This window comes from Enterococcus sp. AMC1251 (genome assembly GCF_058216535.1).
In genome coordinates, this window is the sequence record NZ_CM177098.1 from 480,313 (window position 1) to 499,201 (window position 18,889).

Below are 18,889 nucleotides of genomic sequence, written 5' to 3' on the forward strand. Positions count from 1 at the left end.
TGAAATTTAGACTGTTGAAACGGTACAGTGAGAAAAAATACTAATACCGTTTTTTAGCACATCAAATAAATCAAGAAAGACCAAATGCGAATATAGATGGCTTAGAATACAAGCAAATAGATTTTAACGGTGGAAAAATCTGGTGCTGGGTTAAAAAAGGCCGAACGACAGCGGATTTAGAAGATATTGAAAAAACCTACCTATTTAACGATTGGGTCGCCCGAATGTTGAAAAAATATGGTCCAGATTATTTCAAGACAGAGCGAGAAAAAGGTGTGACCGATTTATTAGTAGAACAGAATTTAAGACTGTTTGAAGAAGTGAGAACAGGAATTGACAGTAAGACAGGGAAAAAATTAACCCCAGCCGAAAGACTTGCAAGAGGAGCGTCTTTAGTTAATAGTTTGGCTGCGTTAGGTGTTGGGGCTAAACAGATTATGAATGTGGGGAAAGGGCGAGCGGGACGAACGTCGAAAAAACCACCGATTGTTGGTAGCGGGCGAAAAGTTCAGGCTATTGGAAAACCTAAGAGAACGATCAGTGCGCCGGGGAAAAAGATTCAGAGTGTGAAAGGGAAACCATCGAAGGTGAAGTTGCCTGCGAAAGCTTCTACCGTAACGGATATTAAAGATTTTCCTAAAAAAAACAGAAAAAAAATAGTAGAAAATTTACCTAAAGGGTGGTCTCATACTGATCATAATAATCGTATTCATATAAAAGATGATAAGGGAGAAATTCGGGTGAGGACTGATCCGCCTGATAAAACTTCAGATTATCCTCATATGCATATTTTTGATGAGAAGGGAAAACCTTTGGATAAAAATGGAAATATAGTAGATAGAAAAAGTCCAGATGCCCATATTCCATGGGACGGAAAATAAGGGAGAATAAAAAATGAATAAAGAGCTGCTACAAAAAAATATTGACAATACAGAATATTGGGACGCTAAAGTTCTAGATTTTAAAATAGATTACTTTGGTGACATAATTAAAGTTTTGTTTGAAGACCAAGAAGATACTGTCTATGAGATAATTTTATCTCAATGTTATAAAGTAGTGTATGAAACTGATGCAGAGCGGAGAAATATAGAGAAAGTTCAAGAGATGAATGTTCGGCAGCTATCTTATTTTGTTCAAGATATCTCTATTGACGATAGTGATATGGAGGACTTTTTCAAAATGAAATTAGATTTATTTCCTTTAATAGTGGAAGCAATATGTAAAGACGTTGTCATTAATAAAAAAAATCTCAATGATATTGATTTTTTTTGGCGAGAAAATGACAAATGAAATAGAAAAAATTAATTAATATAGTTGAATTAGATTATCCAACTGTAGGATTAGACAAAATAGTATCCTTAGATTTAAAAATTTTTTATAATTATTTAGGTGGGAATGTAAAAAATGCGGTAGAAAAAATTCAGAAGAAAGTAAATTAACAGAACTATAAAAAAAGTTAAAAGTAGTTTTGAAATATAGCTTTTATATAATAAAATAAGCACTTTATCACGAGACTAGTAATCAAGTTGCCAATAGCTAAAAAAAATCGAACTGTATTTATTATATAATCATCTAATTCCAGACTGTTGAAACGGTATAGTAAGAAAAATACTAATACCGTTTTTTCACGCATCGAATAAATCAAGAAAGACCCAATGCCGAATATGGATGGCTTAGAATACAAGCAAATAGATTTTAACGGTGGAAAAGTCTGGTGCTGGGTAAAAAAAGGCCGAACGACAGCCGATTTAGAAGATATTGAAAAAACCTACCTATTTAACGATTGGGTCGCCCGAATGCTGAAAAAATATGGTCCTGATTATTTCAAGACAGAGCGAGAAAAAGGTGTGAGCGATCTATTAGTAGAACAGAATTTAAGACTGTTTGAAGAGGTAAGGACAGGAATTGACAGTAAGACAGGAAAAAAATCAACCCCAGCCGAAAGACTTGCAAGAGGAGCGTCTTTAGTTAATAGTTTAGCTGCGTTAGGTGTTGGGGCTAAACAGATTATGAATGTGGGAAAAGGGAGAGCGGGACGAACTGGTAAGAAAGTCAGTGGGGCTGGTGTTCCAAAACCTAATGTTGGAGTTGTGCAGTCAAGAGTGAATTTAGCAGAAAATCCGACTAGATTTAGCCCATCAAAAAATTCGGGGATGAAGCATGTCAGAGATAGACATTTTAATCCTTCGAAAAATGCTGGACAATTTACTATTCCTGAAACAAATTTGAAGAATATTCTACAGTCAAAACCGGTTATAAATACACCTGTGAAACAAATAGAGTCTGGGGGATTTGAAAGGATAGTAGATGTAGGAAGAAATGTAGGGAAAATTAAACCTAGCTTAGGTGGAGAAACTACTACATGGATAAAAATTATAACGGATAAAGCAGGTAATATAATTACTACTTATCCTATACCAAAACCATAGGAGGATTTATGGAAGAAGAAATTTTAACAATTTATAACAATTTTTCTATTAATAACCTAGATACTTTTGTTGATGAATTAATAAGCTATGTTAATAAATATGATTCAATCTTTTTAAAATATACTTCTTTAGAATATTTAGATGCAATTAAAAAATTGGATTCAAAGAATTTAATTTTAGGACACTCGGATGACAATTTTGAGATTGCAATACCATTCTATACGAATCAAATTAACAAAGGTTTAAATGAAGAAGAACTATCTAATCAAGTTGCTTCGCTTATTTGGGATTTAAGTGCATATATGACAGATGAGGAATGCCCCAGTTGTCATGATAGTAACTTGCGTTTAACCATGACAGCTAGTAAAACAAGTCAAATTATTAAATTTTGTGATGAATGCTTATATACTGGTATTAATGGTAAACATGTTGATATTGAAGATGATTTAATTCCAGCACCAAAAAGCATAGTGAAATCATATTTAAAGAATTACTAAATAAAAAATGCCCTTTACTACCTGATTGGAGTTGAATAGTAAGCTAGATTTAACGATTGGGTCGCCCGAATGCTGAAAAAATATGGTCCAGATTATTTCAAGACAGAGCGAGAAAAAGGTGTGACCGATCTATTAGTAGAACAGAATTTAAGACTGTTTGAAGAAGTAAGGACAGGGATTGATAGTAAGACAGGGAAAAAATTAACCCCAGCCGAAAGACTTGCAAGAGGAGCGTCTTTAGTTAATAGTTTAGCTGCGTTAGGTGTTGGGGCTAAACAGATTATGAATGTGGGGAAAGGGCGAGCGGGACGAACGTCGAAAAAACCACCGATTGTTGGTAACGGGCGAAAAGTTCAGGCTATTGGAAAACCTAAGAGAACGATCAGTGCGCCGGGTAAGAAGATTCAGAGTGTGAAAGGGAAACCATCGAAGGTCAAGGCACCTGTGCAGAATAGTGGAACTAAAGTTGCGGTGGAAACAACTACGAATAATAAATTGCCTACAATACACAAACCAAATACTGTTATAAAAAGAGTAGATGAAAATGGTAAATTAATTAGCGAAAGAATTTTTGATGATAAGGGAAGAGTAATTAAAGATATTCATCATACTGACCATGGGAATCCCAAATTACATCCCAAAGTTCCTCATGAGCATACCTGGGATTGGTCGGATCCTAAAAAACCAAAACCATCAAAATAATAGAATAGGAGTTCAAGTATGAAAGGATTAATAATTAGAGAATTAAAAACAGGTTATATAGCAAATATGGCAGAAATATTTAATTTGCTCCCACAAAAAGAATTAGACAAATTTTGGCTTATTAGTAACTATGAATGTAATATTTATCCTTTTAAACAGATATCAATAGACAAAGATTATGTTTGGATGAAAGGTACAGAGTTAAAAGAGCTTTTTAATCAAGGAGAAATAATGTTTATTTGGGGCGTATTTACAAGTTTTCCAAATGGAACTACATTAAAAGAAGTTTTGAATACGCCTCTACCAACAGCAGATGGCAATGAATCATTGTGGAGTCCTAAAGTAGAAATAATTCATCCTTTAGGGGATACAGAATTTATTTCATGGGATGGTACAGTATTATTAGTCAAGGCAAAAGATATGAATATTCTTGATAAATTTACAGAGGTATATTCTTCTGTATCTAAAGATTTAGAAGAGTATAATTCAAATTAAATGAAAAAGGCACTTCATCAAAAGTTTGGTGCGGGGGTAAAAAAGGCCGAACGACAGCTGATCCAAAAGATATCGAGAAATCATTCCTATTTAACGACTGTGTCGCCCGAATGTTGAAAAAATATGGTCCTGATTACTTCAAGACAGAGTTATTCGGGATGTAGACATGACTAATCATGGAAACTCTAAAAAAACATCCTGAATATTCTCATGAACACAAATGGAATTATAATCTATCTGGAAATCCTAGCAGAAAATAAAGACTAAGGAGAAAAAAATGGACTATAAAGAGATGGCAAATAGTTTATCTTATGGGGAAGAATATAAATTTTACTATGATGGAGAAGAATATTGGATTAGCAAAAATGATGACGGTAACTATTTAACAACTGTATCTAGTGGGAAAACACAAGAATTTAAAACTGCATCAGACTTGTTGGAGAATGCTCGAATAGGAGATAAAACCATTTTAAATATTTGGGAAGCAATAAAGGATCAGTTTTAAGTAAGTAGTTGGAGGTTATGCTATGAATAAGAGCAGTGAGAGAAAAAATGATTCTCAGATTATCCTTAAATTAATGAGATACAAGAAGAACTGACGCACATACTTTTAAAAAGTTTGATTTGTCAAATTAAGCTAGACAAATGTCTTTCATTTATGTAACTCAAAAATACTTCTAATGGTGTTCGATAATTTAAAGATTTCCTTGGTATGTGATTTCTTTTAGAGGTGACAGCCGCAACAAAAGCTTGGTCAACTTGATTAAAATCCATTGTTTTAGGCAGCCCATCTTTACGTAATAACCCATTCGAATGCTCATTTAATCCGCGTTGTGAGGGGGTTCCAGGGTCTGCAAAATAGATAGAAATATCATTGACATTACTCATGTTTTTCCAATTTGAAAATTCTTTTCCACAATCAAAGGTAATGGATTTGAACAAGTTTCTGGGAATCTTTTGTAGCCAATCAGTTGTCGCTTTTTCAATATCCAATGCTTTCCGACCATTTGGTTTTAATGTAATAATCACTTTTGAAAGGCGTTCAACTAGAGTGATGATGGCACTTTTATGATGAACGCCAACAATTGTGTCACCTTCTAAATGCCCAAATTCCTGTTGGAAATTAGGGTAGTCAGTGGATCGTTCTGAAATATTGCGTTTAAATGCTTGCTTTCCACGACGTTCTTTATGCCCGTTGGGCTTTCGTTTCCCTTTCATTGGTAGTTTTGAGCAATCAAATTGATTCGCTTTAAACTGACGATAAAGTGTTCTAACAGAGCATGAAATAGGAAACTCAGCTCGACCAATAATCACATCAGGTGTCCACCCTTGAGCCACCATAGATTGAATGTAATCATGCTGTTTTGTAGGCAAACTAATGGGTTGTCGACCACAACGTGTTTTATTTTCTTTATATTGTTGGTAATAGTCACAGATAGATTTTCCTTGTTTCAGGAAGTTGTAAACATTGTAGATTGTCTGTCTAGAACGAGTTAAAGTCTTAGAAACCATCGTAACAGGTTGGCTCATATTGAAATAAGCTTCTATCATCACGAGTTCATTTGATGTAAGATGAGTATAGGTCATTTGTCTTCACTCCTTATAATTCTTTGGTCGGAACTATTTTGAGTGTAGCACAAATGACTTATTTAGTTGTCTAGCTTAATTTTACTATCGGCGAAGTAAAAAAAGATCGGATTAATTATCTGAACGTATACTCAGAAAATCACCTAGAATTTATAGGTGGAGTATTTTAAGACGTATCTGAAAACTTACAAAGTTAAACGTTTATTAATGTATTAGAAAAATTATAGAAGAAATTTCCAGACCTAGATTTGGAATATAATGAATTTACAAAAAACATTGATTTTGGAACACCTTAGTTAAGCAGTACAATTAAGAAAAAATTGGAGAAAACGGATTGAAAATCAAACACATAATAAAAACTCAAAAATCAAAATTAACCAAATTGAAAAAGACACCACTAATCATTTTTTCCATATTACTAGTTTTCACTATCTATATATACAACAACCAAAACAACTTAAAATCAAAATACAAAAGTGAGAACTTTGAATACACTGTCTATTACGAATCATTCGTAGGACAAAGTTCAGAAAAGTTCCTTTTAGTTGATGATGATGGAAATGAAGAACTTTGTACAGTAGTATTAAAAATCGATGCCCAAAAACAATTCGGTAAAAACTTTATATATATCTACCAGGAAACGGATAGCGATGAGGGAGAGTATATGGCCTATTCAACCACCAGTATTAAAGATGGTTTAGGAATGGAAAATGGTCTTAAAGATATAGAATCAGATGAAGAATGGGCATTACTGGATGAAGTATTCCAGGTTTACCTAGAGCAAAAATAAAAAAATGGAGGAAAAAACAATAGAATTAAATGATATGGAATCACTATATAGACAGTTGAAAAAAAGAAAAGAGGATTATGTTTTTAAAGGTCAAATCATCGAGAGATTACCTGAATTAGTCAGTCATTGTCCAACAGAAGTAGATCAATTCGTTTGGTTTTCCGGCGGTGTTCTTTTTTGGCTAATTCATTGGAAAACCCAACGGAAAATGTATAAAAAACTTGGAATTAGTAAACTAGAGCAAAAAATCATTCGTATTTTAGGAGACTATGAAGCAAATTTTAAAAATGAATATTGTGTTTTAGTAAAAAAAGAAATCTAATGTTTTGATTAAATCGATTATGGATTTACTAAAAAATGACAAAAAAATAACCGTCACTTTGATAAGTTCGGTTATTTTTTTAATCATTGAAATAGGTCGTCGTCTTAAATGGCTCTATATCAAAGGTGGGGACAGAAGGGAGTACTTTTGTCTCACACTCGTAGAATTTTGCTTAAATTTCTTGAAACTGGCTATGATACAATGATGCATATAACGAAGGATGCGCCAACAATTCTTGATGATTTCCTTTTTCCACGATATCGCCATCTTTCATCACTAAAATCAAATCCGCATTTTCAATCGTAGACAAACGGTGCGCAATCACAAAGCTTGTCCGATTATTCGTTACTTCATCCATCGCTTTTTGAATATGGGCTTCCGTTCTAGTATCCACACTAGACGTTGCCTCATCTAAAATAACGACAGGCGGATTCGCCAAAATGATTCTGGCAATCGTCAAAAGTTGTTGCTGACCTTGTGACAATGAACCATTTTCGCTAGAGATGATTGAATCATAACCATTTGGCAACGTCCGAATAAAATGATCACATTGTGCAATTTTAGCAGCTTCGATGACTTCTTCTCGTGTTGCATCCATGCGTCCATACGCGATATTCTCCGCAATTGTCCCCTCAAACAACCACGTATTTTGTAAAACCATTCCAAACATTGCACGTAAATTTGTTCTTGAAAGATCTGTGATATCCACGTCGTCAAAGGTGATTCGACCACCATTTAATTCATAAAAACGCATCAGTAAGTTCACTAATGTTGTTTTACCAGCACCAGTTGGTCCAACGATTGCTACCATTTGTTTCGGCTTAACCGAAAAATCAACTTGTTTCATCAACATTTTTTCTTCTGTATAACCAAACTGAACGTTATCAAAAGCAATGGCGCCAGTTGGTTGATTGATGAGTTGTACGTTCGCTTTTTCTGGCACATCATTTTCGGCATCTAAAATCTCAAAGATCCGATCAACAGCTGCCAATGCTGCTTGAATCGAGTTGATCACATAAGAAGCGGTAGAAATCGGTTCAGAAACTTGATTGATATATTGTAGATAAGCTTGAAGTAGTCCAATTGTGATGCCGCCTTGTAAAACTAAGAAGGCACCGATGATTGCACTGACGATAAATGCTAATTGATTGATCAAACGAATCGCAGGATAAATCGCAAAGTTCATAAATTGAGCGCTTAGAAAGGCTTTATAATGCTTTTGGTTTGTTTCAGAAATAACGTCTTTTGCATGAGCTTGTTGATTGAAGGTTTTCGTCACTAAATTTCCAGATAAAAACTCTTCTGTTTTATTATTTAAATTCCCAAGTTCTGCCTGGCTTTGCTCAGCTAGTTTCTTATTCTTGTTGGCAATTTTACCTGTTAAGAATGAGCTTCCTGCAATTAGTACAACGACGATCAGGGTTAGTTTTATATCAATATAAAATAACATAATCCCAGCAAAGACAATCGTGGAGATTGATGTAAAGAATTGATTGATCCCCGTTAGAAAAACTTGTGATAATTGGTTTAAACTGGTCGTTGTTCGGCTTAGAATATCTCCTACTTGATGTTGGTCAAAAAACGCCATCGGTAGTGATTTGAACTTTTTCGTGACTTCTTTTCTGACGCTTAATGTGATCCGTTCGCTTAAAGACGCCATTACACGTTCTTGGGTGTAAGACATCAAACTACTGATGATCGAGAATACGATCAGAATTAAAACAGGTGTTAATAAAGCTTCTTGCACCATTGGAAACGTAATATGACCGACGCCGTGAGTTTTGATCAGTGTAAGCAAGTCATCAATGGCGATCCCCATGATGAACGGCATGGCAATAACTAAGGCATTTCCAACCAAGCTACATAGAATCAATCCAAAAAATATCGGACGTTCAGGTCTGATCAATTGAAAGAATCGTTTTAATGTTTGTTTATTTAATTTTTCCATCATGAGTGTGCTCCTTCTATGATAATCCCTTGTGAGCGGGCAAACTCTTGGTACGTATTATTATTTTGTAACAGTTGGCTGTGGGTTCCTTGGCCTACGATTTTTCCTTCATCTAGGACAATAATGCTATCTGCTTGTTGGATTGTGCTTAATCTTTGGGCAACAATCAGCAAAGTCTTATCTGCCATTTCTTCTTTTAATGCTAGCCTTAATGCAGCATCGGTTTGATAATCAAGGGCTGAAAAACTATCGTCAAAAATGTAAATATCTGCAGGTTTGATCAAGGCTCGAGCGATACACAATCGTTGTCTTTGTCCTCCTGAGAAGTTTGTTCCACCTTGGGCTACAAATGAATCGTACCCGTCTTCCAATGTAGCGAGATAAGAAGAAAGTTGAGAAATTTTAGCTGCCCGATCCATATCTGCTTTTGCTGCTTCTGGATAGCCCATCAATAAGTTACTCTTGATGGTTCCGCTAAATAGAAAAGCTTTTTGAGGAACATAACTGATCTTAGAACGTAACTCTTTTTGTGTGACATTTCTGATATCCACTCCATCAAATAAGATCGCGCCCTCAGAGACATCGCTAAGTCGTAATAATAATTTGGCAACCGTACTTTTACCAGAGCCAGTTCCTCCAACGATGGCAGTTGTTTTGCCTTTTGGAATACTAAAATGAATATCTTCCAATACAGGTTCATCCGCTTGATCATAACTGAACGTCACATGGTTTAAATCAATCAAGGCATCTTGTGAATCAGTTTTTTCGAGTAAAACAGGTTGGTCAGTATCAAGAATTTGGTCTTGTGTATTCAAAACTTCTTCGATTCTTTTTACTGAAGCCAATGATCTAGGTAACATAACTAAAACCATGGCGGCAATCATTAAGTAAGCAAGTGTTAGTAAAGAATATTCAACCACCGCTGAAACAGTTCCGATTTGCAAAGTACCAAGCGCAACTAAGTTTCCGCCAAACCATAAGATAGAAGAAAAAACGACACCCATAAGCAAGAAGGCAACGGGGGTAATGAAAGCGAAAATACTATTTACACGAATCATGCCGTTTGCATAGTCAGAAAATGTTTTATTTGTTCGTTCTTCTTCATAATCTTGATTGTTAAAGGCACGAATCATATTGATCCCAGTGAAAAACTCTCGTAAAGTTATAATAATCTTGTCCATTTTAGGTTGGATCAATAAAGAAAGAGGTGTTCCTTTTTTCATTAAGATATACACGATCAAGCCGAAAGTGACGATCGCGATTAACGGAACCAATGCTAACGTTGCTGAATAAGTGAAGGTCATGTAAAGTGAGAAAATCGCAATAATCGGTGCTGGTAAGATTAGTTGTAGGAACAACACGATCATTTGTTGAATATTATCAACATCATTGGTCATTCTTGTCAGCAAGGAACCTGTTCCAAAATGGTCTGTATTTTTAATAGAAAACGTTTGGAGTTTATCGAAAAACAGTTCTCGTGTTTCCAAACCAAATTTCGCAGCTACTTTAGCTGAAAGGTAGCTTCCAGCAATTGCTGAGAGCGCACCAAATAAAGCCATTGTGAGCATTTTAAGCCCAATTGTTTTGATTGCTTGTGTGTCGCCACTCGCAATTCCCACGTCAATCAACTGTGCGACAAGCAACGGTACACCAAGTGTTCCGATAATTTGTAAACATAAACTAATAACTGTCGTTAAAATAAGTATCCCATTCTTTTTAATGAAAAACGGAATGAATTTCATATAAATTCCTCCTTTTTAAAACTCAAAAGAAATTCTACACCTTCAAGTCACTTGAATGTCAATCGTTTTTGTTTATAATGAAAATAGGAGGTGCGTTTATGGAAAAAGAGAAGTTATTGACGGTAGGGCAAGTTGCTGAAATCATGAATTTACCAAAGTCAAAAATTCGTTATTGGGATGATATGAATCTACTAACATCCTCTAGAAATCGGTATAATGGTTATCGGATGTTTGATATGGAGGATATCCTAACGATCAGTGATATCGATTTTTATCGTAGGTTGGATATTCCCATCAATAAAATGACGAACCTCTATCGGAAATCACCAGAAGAATTATGGAAGATATTAGATGAAACAGAAAGTCGAGTTGTCGCAGAATTAGTGGAACTAGAGAAAAAACAACAAGGGATCAAATATAGAAAAGATCAATTGTTGAGTTTGATTGACTTGAAAGAAAAAGAGTTTATCGATGAACCATTAGATATAGAACGAATTATTCCAATTGATTTAAAAGATCCAAATGAATTACAGACATACATCGACAATCCTTCTAGTTTAGTGGTTTATATAGAAGAAAAAGAGATTATGTACGGTTTTGCTGTTACAACACGAGAATTTGTGGATGAAGCAACGATTTGGCAACACTCAAAGCAACAAAAATATACGCATAAACAATTTCTACTTACGATCAAGTCAGATGAACCTTTGAAAAATAATGCCCAATCCATCAAACAAAAATTAAAAAAACAAGGCTATCAGACGCGTACGATAATCGGACGTTATATCATGACGGCAGAAGATCAAGAAGGATTTTATAGAGACTATTATAAAGCTTGGATCGAAGTGAGCAAGTAAAACAAGTGCATAAATATCGTAATTTTAATGATAAAATGCTATCATTTAGCCAATCAAAAAGGATGATCAGTAAATGGAAAAAGCACAAACACTTCAAGAAGTCAAATCATTTATAAATGAAAATAAGCTAACGTTTCTATATGTCTCACAAGAAGACTGTTCTGTCTGTCACGCACTCAGACCTAAATTGATTGAACGATTAAAACGATATCCCAAAATTAAGTTAAGAGAAGTTGAAGCAGATAAAGTTAAGGAAATTTCAGCAGAATATTTAGTGTTTTCAGCGCCTACGTTACTTTTTTTTGTTGAAGGAAAAGAGTACATTCGTGAAGGGAAATTTGTTCAATTTAAAAAATTAGCAAGTGCAATCGAGCAAATTTATTTATTTGAGGAAAGCCAGAAGTGATATACTAGGTTCAACAGATTATTCCAGAAGGTTCGAGGTTGGGACAAAAGCGTTTAGCTCCGAGAAATAAGCAGAAATTTCCGAAGGAGCTACTTTTGCACCACTGTTTATTCGGTTTTAAAGGGTGAGGTAAAAGTGTTTTTTACTTTTGTCTCACCCTCGCTTTTTTGTTTGAAAAAACCTTAGGTAGAACGGGAGAATCAATAAATGAAAAGAAAAGTCGGATTTATAGTACTTGCCATAATAGTAGTTTTATGCACAATTGTTTATTTTAGTAGAGATGACGAACAAAAAGAAGAAACACTATTTAAAAAAGAAAACATAGAATTTTGGGTGATTAGCGATCCTCATTACATTGATAAAAGCTTAACCGATTCAGGTTCAGCATTCGGAAAAATCAGAGAAACAGCAGCTGGTAAAGAGTTAGAATATCAAAAAGAAAGCATTCAAGCATTTAACAAAAGAGTAATCGATCAAAAGCCGGATATGCTTATTATTACTGGTGATTTAACATTGAATGGTGAAAAAGTCAGTGCAGAAAAATTAGCAGAATTACTCAAGCAACTAACGGACGAAGGAATCAATGTTTTTGTGATTCCAGGAAATCATGATGTTAACGATGGTTGGGCTAGAAAATTTGTTGGTGATAAACAAGAAATAACAGAAGGGATTTCGATTGTTGATTTTAAAGAAATCTTTGCCGATTCTGGGTATGAGAATGCTACTAACTACGATAAAAGTTCATTAAGTTATTCACTAGCAGTCAATCAGCAATATAATTTTCTTTTCCTTGATTCCAATCTTTATCCTGAAGATAATCAACCTCAAACAAGCCCTACAACAGGCGGAACGATTCGTGGAAAAACAATGAAATGGGTCAAAAAGCAGTTAGAAAAGTCGAAAAAAGAAAAGAAAAAAACATTGATTTTCATGCATCACAATATCTATGCGCATAATCAACTATTGTCAAACGGATTTGTCCTCAATAATGCGGATGAATTCAAAAAGGTCTTGACAGATTACCAAGTTCCAATTGTCTTTTCAGGCCATATCCATGCCCAAGATATCATGACAGAAACAAGCAAAGGTTATCCACTAACAGAAATTGTTTCAAGTTCTTTTTCGATTGCCCCCCAAGCGTACGGTGTAGTGAAACTAAAGGGAAATTCATTTAACTATCAAAAAAAAGAAAATACTCATTCAATCGCTCAAGTAGAAAATTATTCGCAATACATCAGAGAAGTTTTTATTGAAGATGGAAAAAGATTAGGATACGCTCAATTGATCGATACTGGTCTATCAGATGATAAAAAGTTAGATATGGCGGCTGAATTTGTAGGACAAGTAAATTATCGTTTTTTTTCGGGGAATGATTTTATTACAGATGAAGAAGTTGCAAAAATCAAAGCAGACCCTGGTTATCAAATCATTGCAGAAAATAGTAAATTTTTAAAAGAGTATATCGATTCGATCATTCAAGATAAAAATCAAGAAGATAATCAGTTGAAAATAAATCTTTAATGAGTAATAGCTTCCCGAATTTTAAGTAAATGAGGGAAGTTTTTTTATAAGTTTGTTTGATTTTGTACGATCATAATAAGGTAATGAGAATGCTATGAAAATGAAAGAGCAATAAACAGAGGAGTGAAAAAATGGAATTAAATTCAAGTGAAAACGGATTTGAATTAGTGCATAAAAGTGGCAACTGGGTATTAAAAAAAGATATTGGTTTTTCACCAGTTGAGATGTTAGTGGCATCTATTGGTGCATGTGGGGCATATGTTTATGAAAAAATATTAACCCATTCCCACGTTGCGTTTACGATCAGTAAGGTAGAAATTTCTTATGAACAAGCAGAAAATAAACAAGCGAAGCCTTTAAGTTGCGTGGTCATTACTTTTTCAATCCGTGTTTCAGAAGAAGAACAGGGAAAAGTTGAGCGAGCGCTGAAATTGATTGGAAAGAATTGTCCAGTTATACAGTCGTTAGACCCTGAAATAGCAGTAGTTGAAAATGTGATTTTTATTTAGATAGCTTGCTAGAACTTACAAGTAGGAATAAGATGGCAAAAATTTTCATAATTAGTGCGTTATCAGTACTGTTTTTGTTAACCGTCTGTACTGTAATTTAGCTGAAAAAACAACGTCGAATGAATCGAAACAAGCAGTCGTTCATTTTGTTGAGCCAGTAGAATTACTAACTTTTGATACTATACAGGAAGAAGATTTTACGAGTTTTAATGTTCAAAGCTAAGTACCAGAAGACCTTTATCAATAAGCCGAAACAATACCTTCAGTAGCAAAAGCGTTGCCAGAAATTAGCGACGACAAACTAACCTATACAATTTCTTTAAGGAAGGATGCAAAATGGTCAAATGGTGGATCAGTTACAACGAATGACTTCCTTTATGTTTGGAAGCGAGCAGTCACACCAAGGACATCGTATGCTAGTTTATTTATTTCCTCTATAAAAAATGCGGAGGCTATTTATCAAGGTAAAATGATTCCGATGCAGCAAATGAAGAGAAAAGATGGTCAGGTGTATTACAAGCAGAACATCTTTTAGTAGCGGAAGATTTCACGATTGAACCAATTTATCAACAACAAACAGCGTTACTACAAAAGAAAAAAATTAGCAGTGTTGTAAAACATAGTTTTGGTTTACCTTATAATTTTAAACATATTCAAGTAGAAGAAACAAACTGGATAATAAGAGGATGGGATAAACGAAGTGTTTAACTCCTAAAAATAAGAAATCTTCAAGAACTAGTGCTTTAGCACTTAGAATTTGATGGGATCGAAGTGGCTTATAAGAGTTGCTTCTGCTTTAACCGTCTATACGTATTTAGGGTGTGAAACAAAAGTGGTTTTTACTTTTATTCTACACCTTTTCTTGTATAAAAAAGTATCGATTTCTACTTGACATATGAATGTTTGTTCATGTATTATAAATATAAGATATATGAACAGATGCTCATTTGAAAAAGGATATCTCTTTTTTAAACCAATCAAAAGGAGGAAACATAGAATGGAAACAATTAAAACACATGATCATAATTGCTCAAATGAAAAAGGTCATGAGCACAATCATGACAGTAGTCACGGACACAGTCATAGCCACGGGAAATCGCCAGTCGTTTTATTTTTTATTGGATTAGCTATTTTTATTGTCGCATTTCTTATCAAAGAAGGCTCTTTGCTACAGAATATTCTTTTTGTTAGCGCAATGCTTTCATCGGGGTATCACATTATCTTAGAAGGTATTATTGATACAATCAACGAATCAAAAAAGCAAAGGAAATTTGTACCCAATGTCCATATTTTGATGACCTTAGCCGCATTTGGTGCAACGATTATCGGAAATTATGAAGAAGGGGCATTGTTAATTATTATCTTTGCAGCAGCTCATTTTCTTGAAGAGTATGCAGAGGGCCGTAGTAAAAAAGAAATTACGAACTTACTTAAAATGAATCCCACAGAAGCTCGTTTGATTCAAGCGAATGGCAGTGTGAAGACAGTGGATGTTGCTACTTTGAAAATTGGTGATAAATTACAAGTCCTAAATGGTGATCAAGTTGCGACAGATGGAATTATCTTATCTGGACGAACATCGATCGATGAATCTTCTATTAATGGTGAAAGTATACCGAGAGAAAAAACAGTTGGTGATGAAGTATTTGGTAGCACCATCAACGGTAGCGGCACATTTACAATGGAAGTCACCAAAGACAATCGTGATACAGTTTTTGCTAAAATTCTTCAATTAGTCAACCAATCTCAATCGAACTTGTCTAAAACAGCCACTAAGATTCAAAAATTAGAACCCTATTATGTAACAATCGTCTTGATTTTAGTACCGATTTTTATAGCTGCTGGTCCATTCGTATTTAACTGGTCATGGAACGAAAGTTTTTATCGTGGTATGGTATTTTTGATTTCTGCTTCACCGTGTGCACTTGCTGCTAGTGCTGTCCCAGCAACGCTATCTGGGATTTCAAATCTAGCTAAAAGAGGTGTATTGTTCAAAGGTGGCTCTTATTTGGCGAACTTAGCGACAATCAAATCAGTCGCTTTTGACAAAACCGGAACATTGACCAAAGGCAAACCATTAGTCACCGATTTTTATTTTTTGACTGAAACAGCGCAAGTGACGGAACAAACTTGCATCGATTTAATTGTTGCGATGGAAAAAACAGCTAATCATCCCCTAGCTAATGCAATCTTAGACAAATTTAAAGCAGGAAGCGACTTGTCTTTAACCGTTGAAAATGAACTTGGTAAAGGATTAGTGACAGACTATCTTGGCGATATGTATCAAATCGGTAAACCAGAAATGTTTAGTTTAGTCAGTACCAAAATCAACGCTCATAATGAACAATACGCTAAAGAAGGTAAAACGGTCGTTTATTTTGCAAAAAACAATGAAGTGATCGGTTTAATCGCTATGATGGATGTACCAAATGACTATGCAAAATCTGTAATCAGCTATCTGAAATCACAAAGAATTCATACAACGATGATTACTGGAGATGCAGAATTAACAGGTCAGGCAGTTGGGCGTCAAATCGGTATTGACGAAGTCATTGGAAATGTATTACCAGAAAATAAAGCTGCAATTATCAAAGATCTGCAAGCACGGTTTAGCAATGTAGCAATGCTGGGAGATGGTGTCAATGATGCTCCAGCATTAGTAACAGCAAATATTGGTGTAGCAATGGGAGAAGGTACGGATATTGCTATCGATGTTGCTGATGCAGTATTAATGCAAAATGATTTAACCAAATTCAGTTATGCGCATAAGATTTCTAAGCGTTTAGATCGAGTCGTTTGGCAAAATATTGTCTTTTCAATGTTCATCGTAGTTTTGTTAATCACTTTGAATATTTTAGGGAAAATGGATATCACAATCGGTGTTATCGCTCATGAGGGAAGCACTTTGTTAGTTATTTTGAATGGCTTACGTTTATTAATCCCATCGAAAGAGTAGAAAAACATATTAAAGTTAGAGGGCACGCTTATCCATCGTTGATGCGTTAGTCCTCTAATTTTTAGTACATTTATTATGAAAATAAAATGAGTACTAAATGGAAAGAAATCGCTTTCTTTATTGTTAGGAACTATAGATTAAATAGTGAAATGCTTTAATAAGTATAGTTTAGTTAGAAAATACATTACTATATTGTGAACAAATAAGAGATTTTATGTGAAAAAATAGTGAATAATGAAAAAAAACAATTAGTATCGTTGCTTGATTATAATTAAATTAATAACATATATATGTATGGAGATGGAGTGCAAAAAATAAATAATACTAATTTTTTAATCAGAAAAACTGATTTTCAAGAAGAACGATTTTTTAGTTTGTCAGAAATCGATTGCTTTTTTTGTAATATGAATTGCAGTAGATGAGCTACAATCATTATTTAAAATAGCATCTGATGAATAATGTGAAGTGAGCGTTGATGATTTAGTTTGTATGGTTGGCTATATATTTAATTAGTAAAATTAGTTTATATTTGCTATTGGAAATAAAAAACGATTATTACAGATTATTTTTATAAAAAAACATGATTTAAAATCGTTGAGGTTTTTTTTTTTTAGAAAATAAAGAAAGAGAGTGGTTTTAGAAACGTGAAAATGAAAATAAACCGTTAAATCAGTTTGTTTGTTGGAGCTTTATCTGATAAAATAGATAGAGGTAGGCATGTTTTTTGAAAGTTTTGGAGTATTGTTTTTTTATCAAACAGATAATGGCTGGTTATGACGAATATAATTAGCTAAGTGTGAGATAGTAACAGGTACTAAAAAGATGCTAGTGAAGTTGATTATTTTTTTCAATAAAAAATTACTACACTTGTCATTACAATTACATACATAGACAATTCACATTAATGTAGTTATGTATTTTAATAAACACGTTAAAAATAATCAAAGAGATAGCCCCATTTTTGTAGAAGGAAGTGAGCATATGCTAAAAATTTTTGGCAAAGGTAAAAAAAGAAAAAAATATGAAGATTATGACGAATATGATGATGAAGATTATGACGATGACGAATATGATGATGATGATTATGACGATGACGAATATGATGATGATGATGACGAATATGATGATGACGAAGATGATGACGACGAGTACGATGAAGATGAAGATGACGACGAGTACGATGAAGATGAAGATGACGACGAGTACGATGAAGATGATGACGAGTATGATGACGATGACGAATATGATGATGACGAAGATGACCGTCCGTTATTCTCGCTGAAAAAGAAAAAGCAGGTTTCTGTGGCTAAAAAGCCTAAACCAAAGAAAAAAAGACCACCGATCAATGAAGTGATTGATGATGGTGAATTAGAAGAACTTCAAGAAGAAAATGAACAACTTCAAAACGAACTTAGAGAGTTAAAAGTAGAATTGCGTAAGAGTAAGAGAGAAAATTCTCAATTACAAAATGAAGTAGCTACTGCACGCCAAACAAGTGACTCATTAGAAAACGAACTATCAATGGTACAAGCTGTACCAAAAGATTACGATGCTCGTATGGCAGAACTTGAACAAGTAAAAAACAAATATAACAGTTTACTACGTGAAAGTAATCGTCAAATCGATGAAATGGATTTAAATCGCAAAAAAGCAGAACGTTTTGCAAATAAAATAAGACAGTATGAGCAAGAACTTCTGGTGAAACAAGAAGAAATCGATAAACTTTCAGAAGAACGTATCGTGATCATGGCATCAGATACACCAACAGATACTGGTGTCTATGAAGAATTAGAGAAAGTTCGTCAAGAGTTAGAAATGACGAAACGCCAACTCGCTCAAAAAACGATTGATGTCGATCAGCAATTGTCTAAAGAAGATATTGGGGAAGTGTTATTGGATGCTAAAAAACAAGCGAAAGAAATTGTGAATCAAGCAAGCCAACGTGCACAGCTTATCAATAAAGAAACGAAGAAGAAAGCGAATGTCTTAAAACGCTTAGAACGCGCAGAACAAGAATACCAAAACTATTATAAACGCATCAAAGATGTCAAGGAAGAATCAGAGCAAGCATTCAACCAAATCATCAATTTGGTGAAAGATGATCCATATGAATAAGAAAGGGAGGACA

Annotated in this window: 19 protein-coding genes; 16 read left to right on the forward strand and 3 right to left on the reverse strand. The window is 34.3% G+C overall.

Annotation, left to right across the window (positions count from 1 at the left end; translation table 11 throughout):
* Positions 1–224: 224 nt before the first annotated feature.
* The 7 genes from AC4BBR_RS02210 to AC4BBR_RS02240 all read left to right on the forward strand — a co-directional run bounded on the left by AC4BBR_RS02210 (position 225) and on the right by AC4BBR_RS02240 (position 4,628).
* Positions 225–881, forward strand: coding sequence for a hypothetical protein (locus AC4BBR_RS02210; protein ID WP_490460955.1), 657 nt, complete (start codon positions 225–227; stop codon positions 879–881).
* Positions 882–894: 13 nt separating this feature from the next.
* The gene (locus AC4BBR_RS02215) at positions 895–1,290 is read left to right on the forward strand and encodes a hypothetical protein (protein ID WP_490460956.1); all 396 of its coding nucleotides are present in this window, start codon (positions 895–897) and stop codon (positions 1,288–1,290) included.
* A gap of 365 nt (positions 1,291–1,655) precedes the next feature.
* Positions 1,656–2,429, forward strand: coding sequence for a hypothetical protein (locus tag AC4BBR_RS02220; protein ID WP_490460957.1), 774 nt, complete (start codon positions 1,656–1,658; stop codon positions 2,427–2,429).
* Positions 2,430–2,437: 8 nt separating this feature from the next.
* A complete protein-coding gene (locus tag AC4BBR_RS02225) occupies positions 2,438–2,926 on the forward strand; it encodes a hypothetical protein (RefSeq protein WP_490460958.1) in 489 nt (162 codons plus the stop codon).
* Between the two features lie 69 nt (positions 2,927–2,995).
* The gene (locus AC4BBR_RS02230) at positions 2,996–3,628 is read left to right on the forward strand and encodes a hypothetical protein (RefSeq protein ID WP_490460959.1); all 633 of its coding nucleotides are present in this window, start codon (positions 2,996–2,998) and stop codon (positions 3,626–3,628) included.
* Positions 3,629–3,646: 18 nt separating this feature from the next.
* Positions 3,647–4,123: a hypothetical protein gene (locus AC4BBR_RS02235; RefSeq protein ID WP_490460960.1), complete on the forward strand. Its 477-nt coding sequence runs from the start codon at positions 3,647–3,649 to the stop codon at positions 4,121–4,123.
* 277 nt (positions 4,124–4,400) lie between these two features.
* Positions 4,401–4,628 carry a hypothetical protein gene (locus AC4BBR_RS02240; protein ID WP_490460961.1) on the forward strand — a complete coding sequence of 76 codons (228 nt, stop codon included), beginning with the start codon at positions 4,401–4,403 and terminating at the stop codon, positions 4,626–4,628.
* 122 nt (positions 4,629–4,750) lie between these two features.
* Here AC4BBR_RS02240 and AC4BBR_RS02245 read toward each other — a convergent pair whose 3' ends face one another.
* The gene (locus AC4BBR_RS02245; RefSeq protein ID WP_490459128.1) at positions 4,751–5,710 is read right to left on the reverse strand and encodes an IS30 family transposase; all 960 of its coding nucleotides are present in this window, start codon (positions 5,708–5,710) and stop codon (positions 4,751–4,753) included.
* Between the two features lie 334 nt (positions 5,711–6,044).
* Here AC4BBR_RS02245 and AC4BBR_RS02250 point away from each other — a divergent pair, with 334 nt between their 5' ends.
* Both AC4BBR_RS02250 and AC4BBR_RS02255 read left to right on the forward strand, forming a co-directional pair.
* Positions 6,045–6,500, forward strand: coding sequence for a DUF1292 domain-containing protein (locus tag AC4BBR_RS02250; RefSeq protein WP_490460962.1), 456 nt, complete (start codon positions 6,045–6,047; stop codon positions 6,498–6,500).
* Positions 6,501–6,504: 4 nt separating this feature from the next.
* On the forward strand, positions 6,505–6,822 hold the full coding sequence (locus tag AC4BBR_RS02255; RefSeq protein WP_490460963.1) for a hypothetical protein: 318 nt from the start codon (positions 6,505–6,507) through the stop codon (positions 6,820–6,822).
* Between the two features lie 172 nt (positions 6,823–6,994).
* On the opposite strand, the gene AC4BBR_RS02260 is transcribed toward AC4BBR_RS02255, so the two are convergent.
* Positions 6,995–8,770: an ABC transporter ATP-binding protein gene (locus AC4BBR_RS02260; protein ID WP_490462057.1), complete on the reverse strand. Its 1,776-nt coding sequence runs from the start codon at positions 8,768–8,770 to the stop codon at positions 6,995–6,997.
* Positions 8,770–10,512 carry an ABC transporter ATP-binding protein gene (locus tag AC4BBR_RS02265; protein ID WP_490460964.1) on the reverse strand — a complete coding sequence of 581 codons (1,743 nt, stop codon included), beginning with the start codon at positions 10,510–10,512 and terminating at the stop codon, positions 8,770–8,772. The genes AC4BBR_RS02260 and AC4BBR_RS02265 overlap by 1 nt, the downstream gene beginning before the upstream one ends.
* Before the next feature lie 98 nt (positions 10,513–10,610).
* Between AC4BBR_RS02265 and AC4BBR_RS02270 the strand changes: the two genes are divergently transcribed.
* The 7 genes from AC4BBR_RS02270 to AC4BBR_RS02300 all read left to right on the forward strand — a co-directional run bounded on the left by AC4BBR_RS02270 (position 10,611) and on the right by AC4BBR_RS02300 (position 18,876).
* Positions 10,611–11,369: a MerR family transcriptional regulator gene (locus tag AC4BBR_RS02270; protein WP_490460965.1), complete on the forward strand. Its 759-nt coding sequence runs from the start codon at positions 10,611–10,613 to the stop codon at positions 11,367–11,369.
* A gap of 73 nt (positions 11,370–11,442) precedes the next feature.
* The gene (locus tag AC4BBR_RS02275; RefSeq protein WP_490460966.1) at positions 11,443–11,775 is read left to right on the forward strand and encodes a thioredoxin family protein; all 333 of its coding nucleotides are present in this window, start codon (positions 11,443–11,445) and stop codon (positions 11,773–11,775) included.
* Positions 11,776–11,982: 207 nt separating this feature from the next.
* Positions 11,983–13,296 carry a metallophosphoesterase gene (locus tag AC4BBR_RS02280; RefSeq protein WP_490460967.1) on the forward strand — a complete coding sequence of 438 codons (1,314 nt, stop codon included), beginning with the start codon at positions 11,983–11,985 and terminating at the stop codon, positions 13,294–13,296.
* A gap of 131 nt (positions 13,297–13,427) precedes the next feature.
* The gene (locus tag AC4BBR_RS02285; protein ID WP_490460968.1) at positions 13,428–13,805 is read left to right on the forward strand and encodes an OsmC family protein; all 378 of its coding nucleotides are present in this window, start codon (positions 13,428–13,430) and stop codon (positions 13,803–13,805) included.
* A gap of 277 nt (positions 13,806–14,082) precedes the next feature.
* The gene (locus tag AC4BBR_RS02290; protein ID WP_490460969.1) at positions 14,083–14,340 is read left to right on the forward strand and encodes an ABC transporter substrate-binding protein; all 258 of its coding nucleotides are present in this window, start codon (positions 14,083–14,085) and stop codon (positions 14,338–14,340) included.
* A 462-nt stretch (positions 14,341–14,802) separates the two neighbouring features.
* A complete protein-coding gene (locus AC4BBR_RS02295; protein ID WP_490460970.1) occupies positions 14,803–16,761 on the forward strand; it encodes a heavy metal translocating P-type ATPase in 1,959 nt (652 codons plus the stop codon).
* 981 nt (positions 16,762–17,742) lie between these two features.
* Entirely contained in the window at positions 17,743–18,876 is a 1,134-nt protein-coding gene (locus tag AC4BBR_RS02300) for a hypothetical protein (protein WP_490460971.1), read from the forward strand.
* The last annotated feature ends 13 nt before the right edge of the window (positions 18,877–18,889 follow it).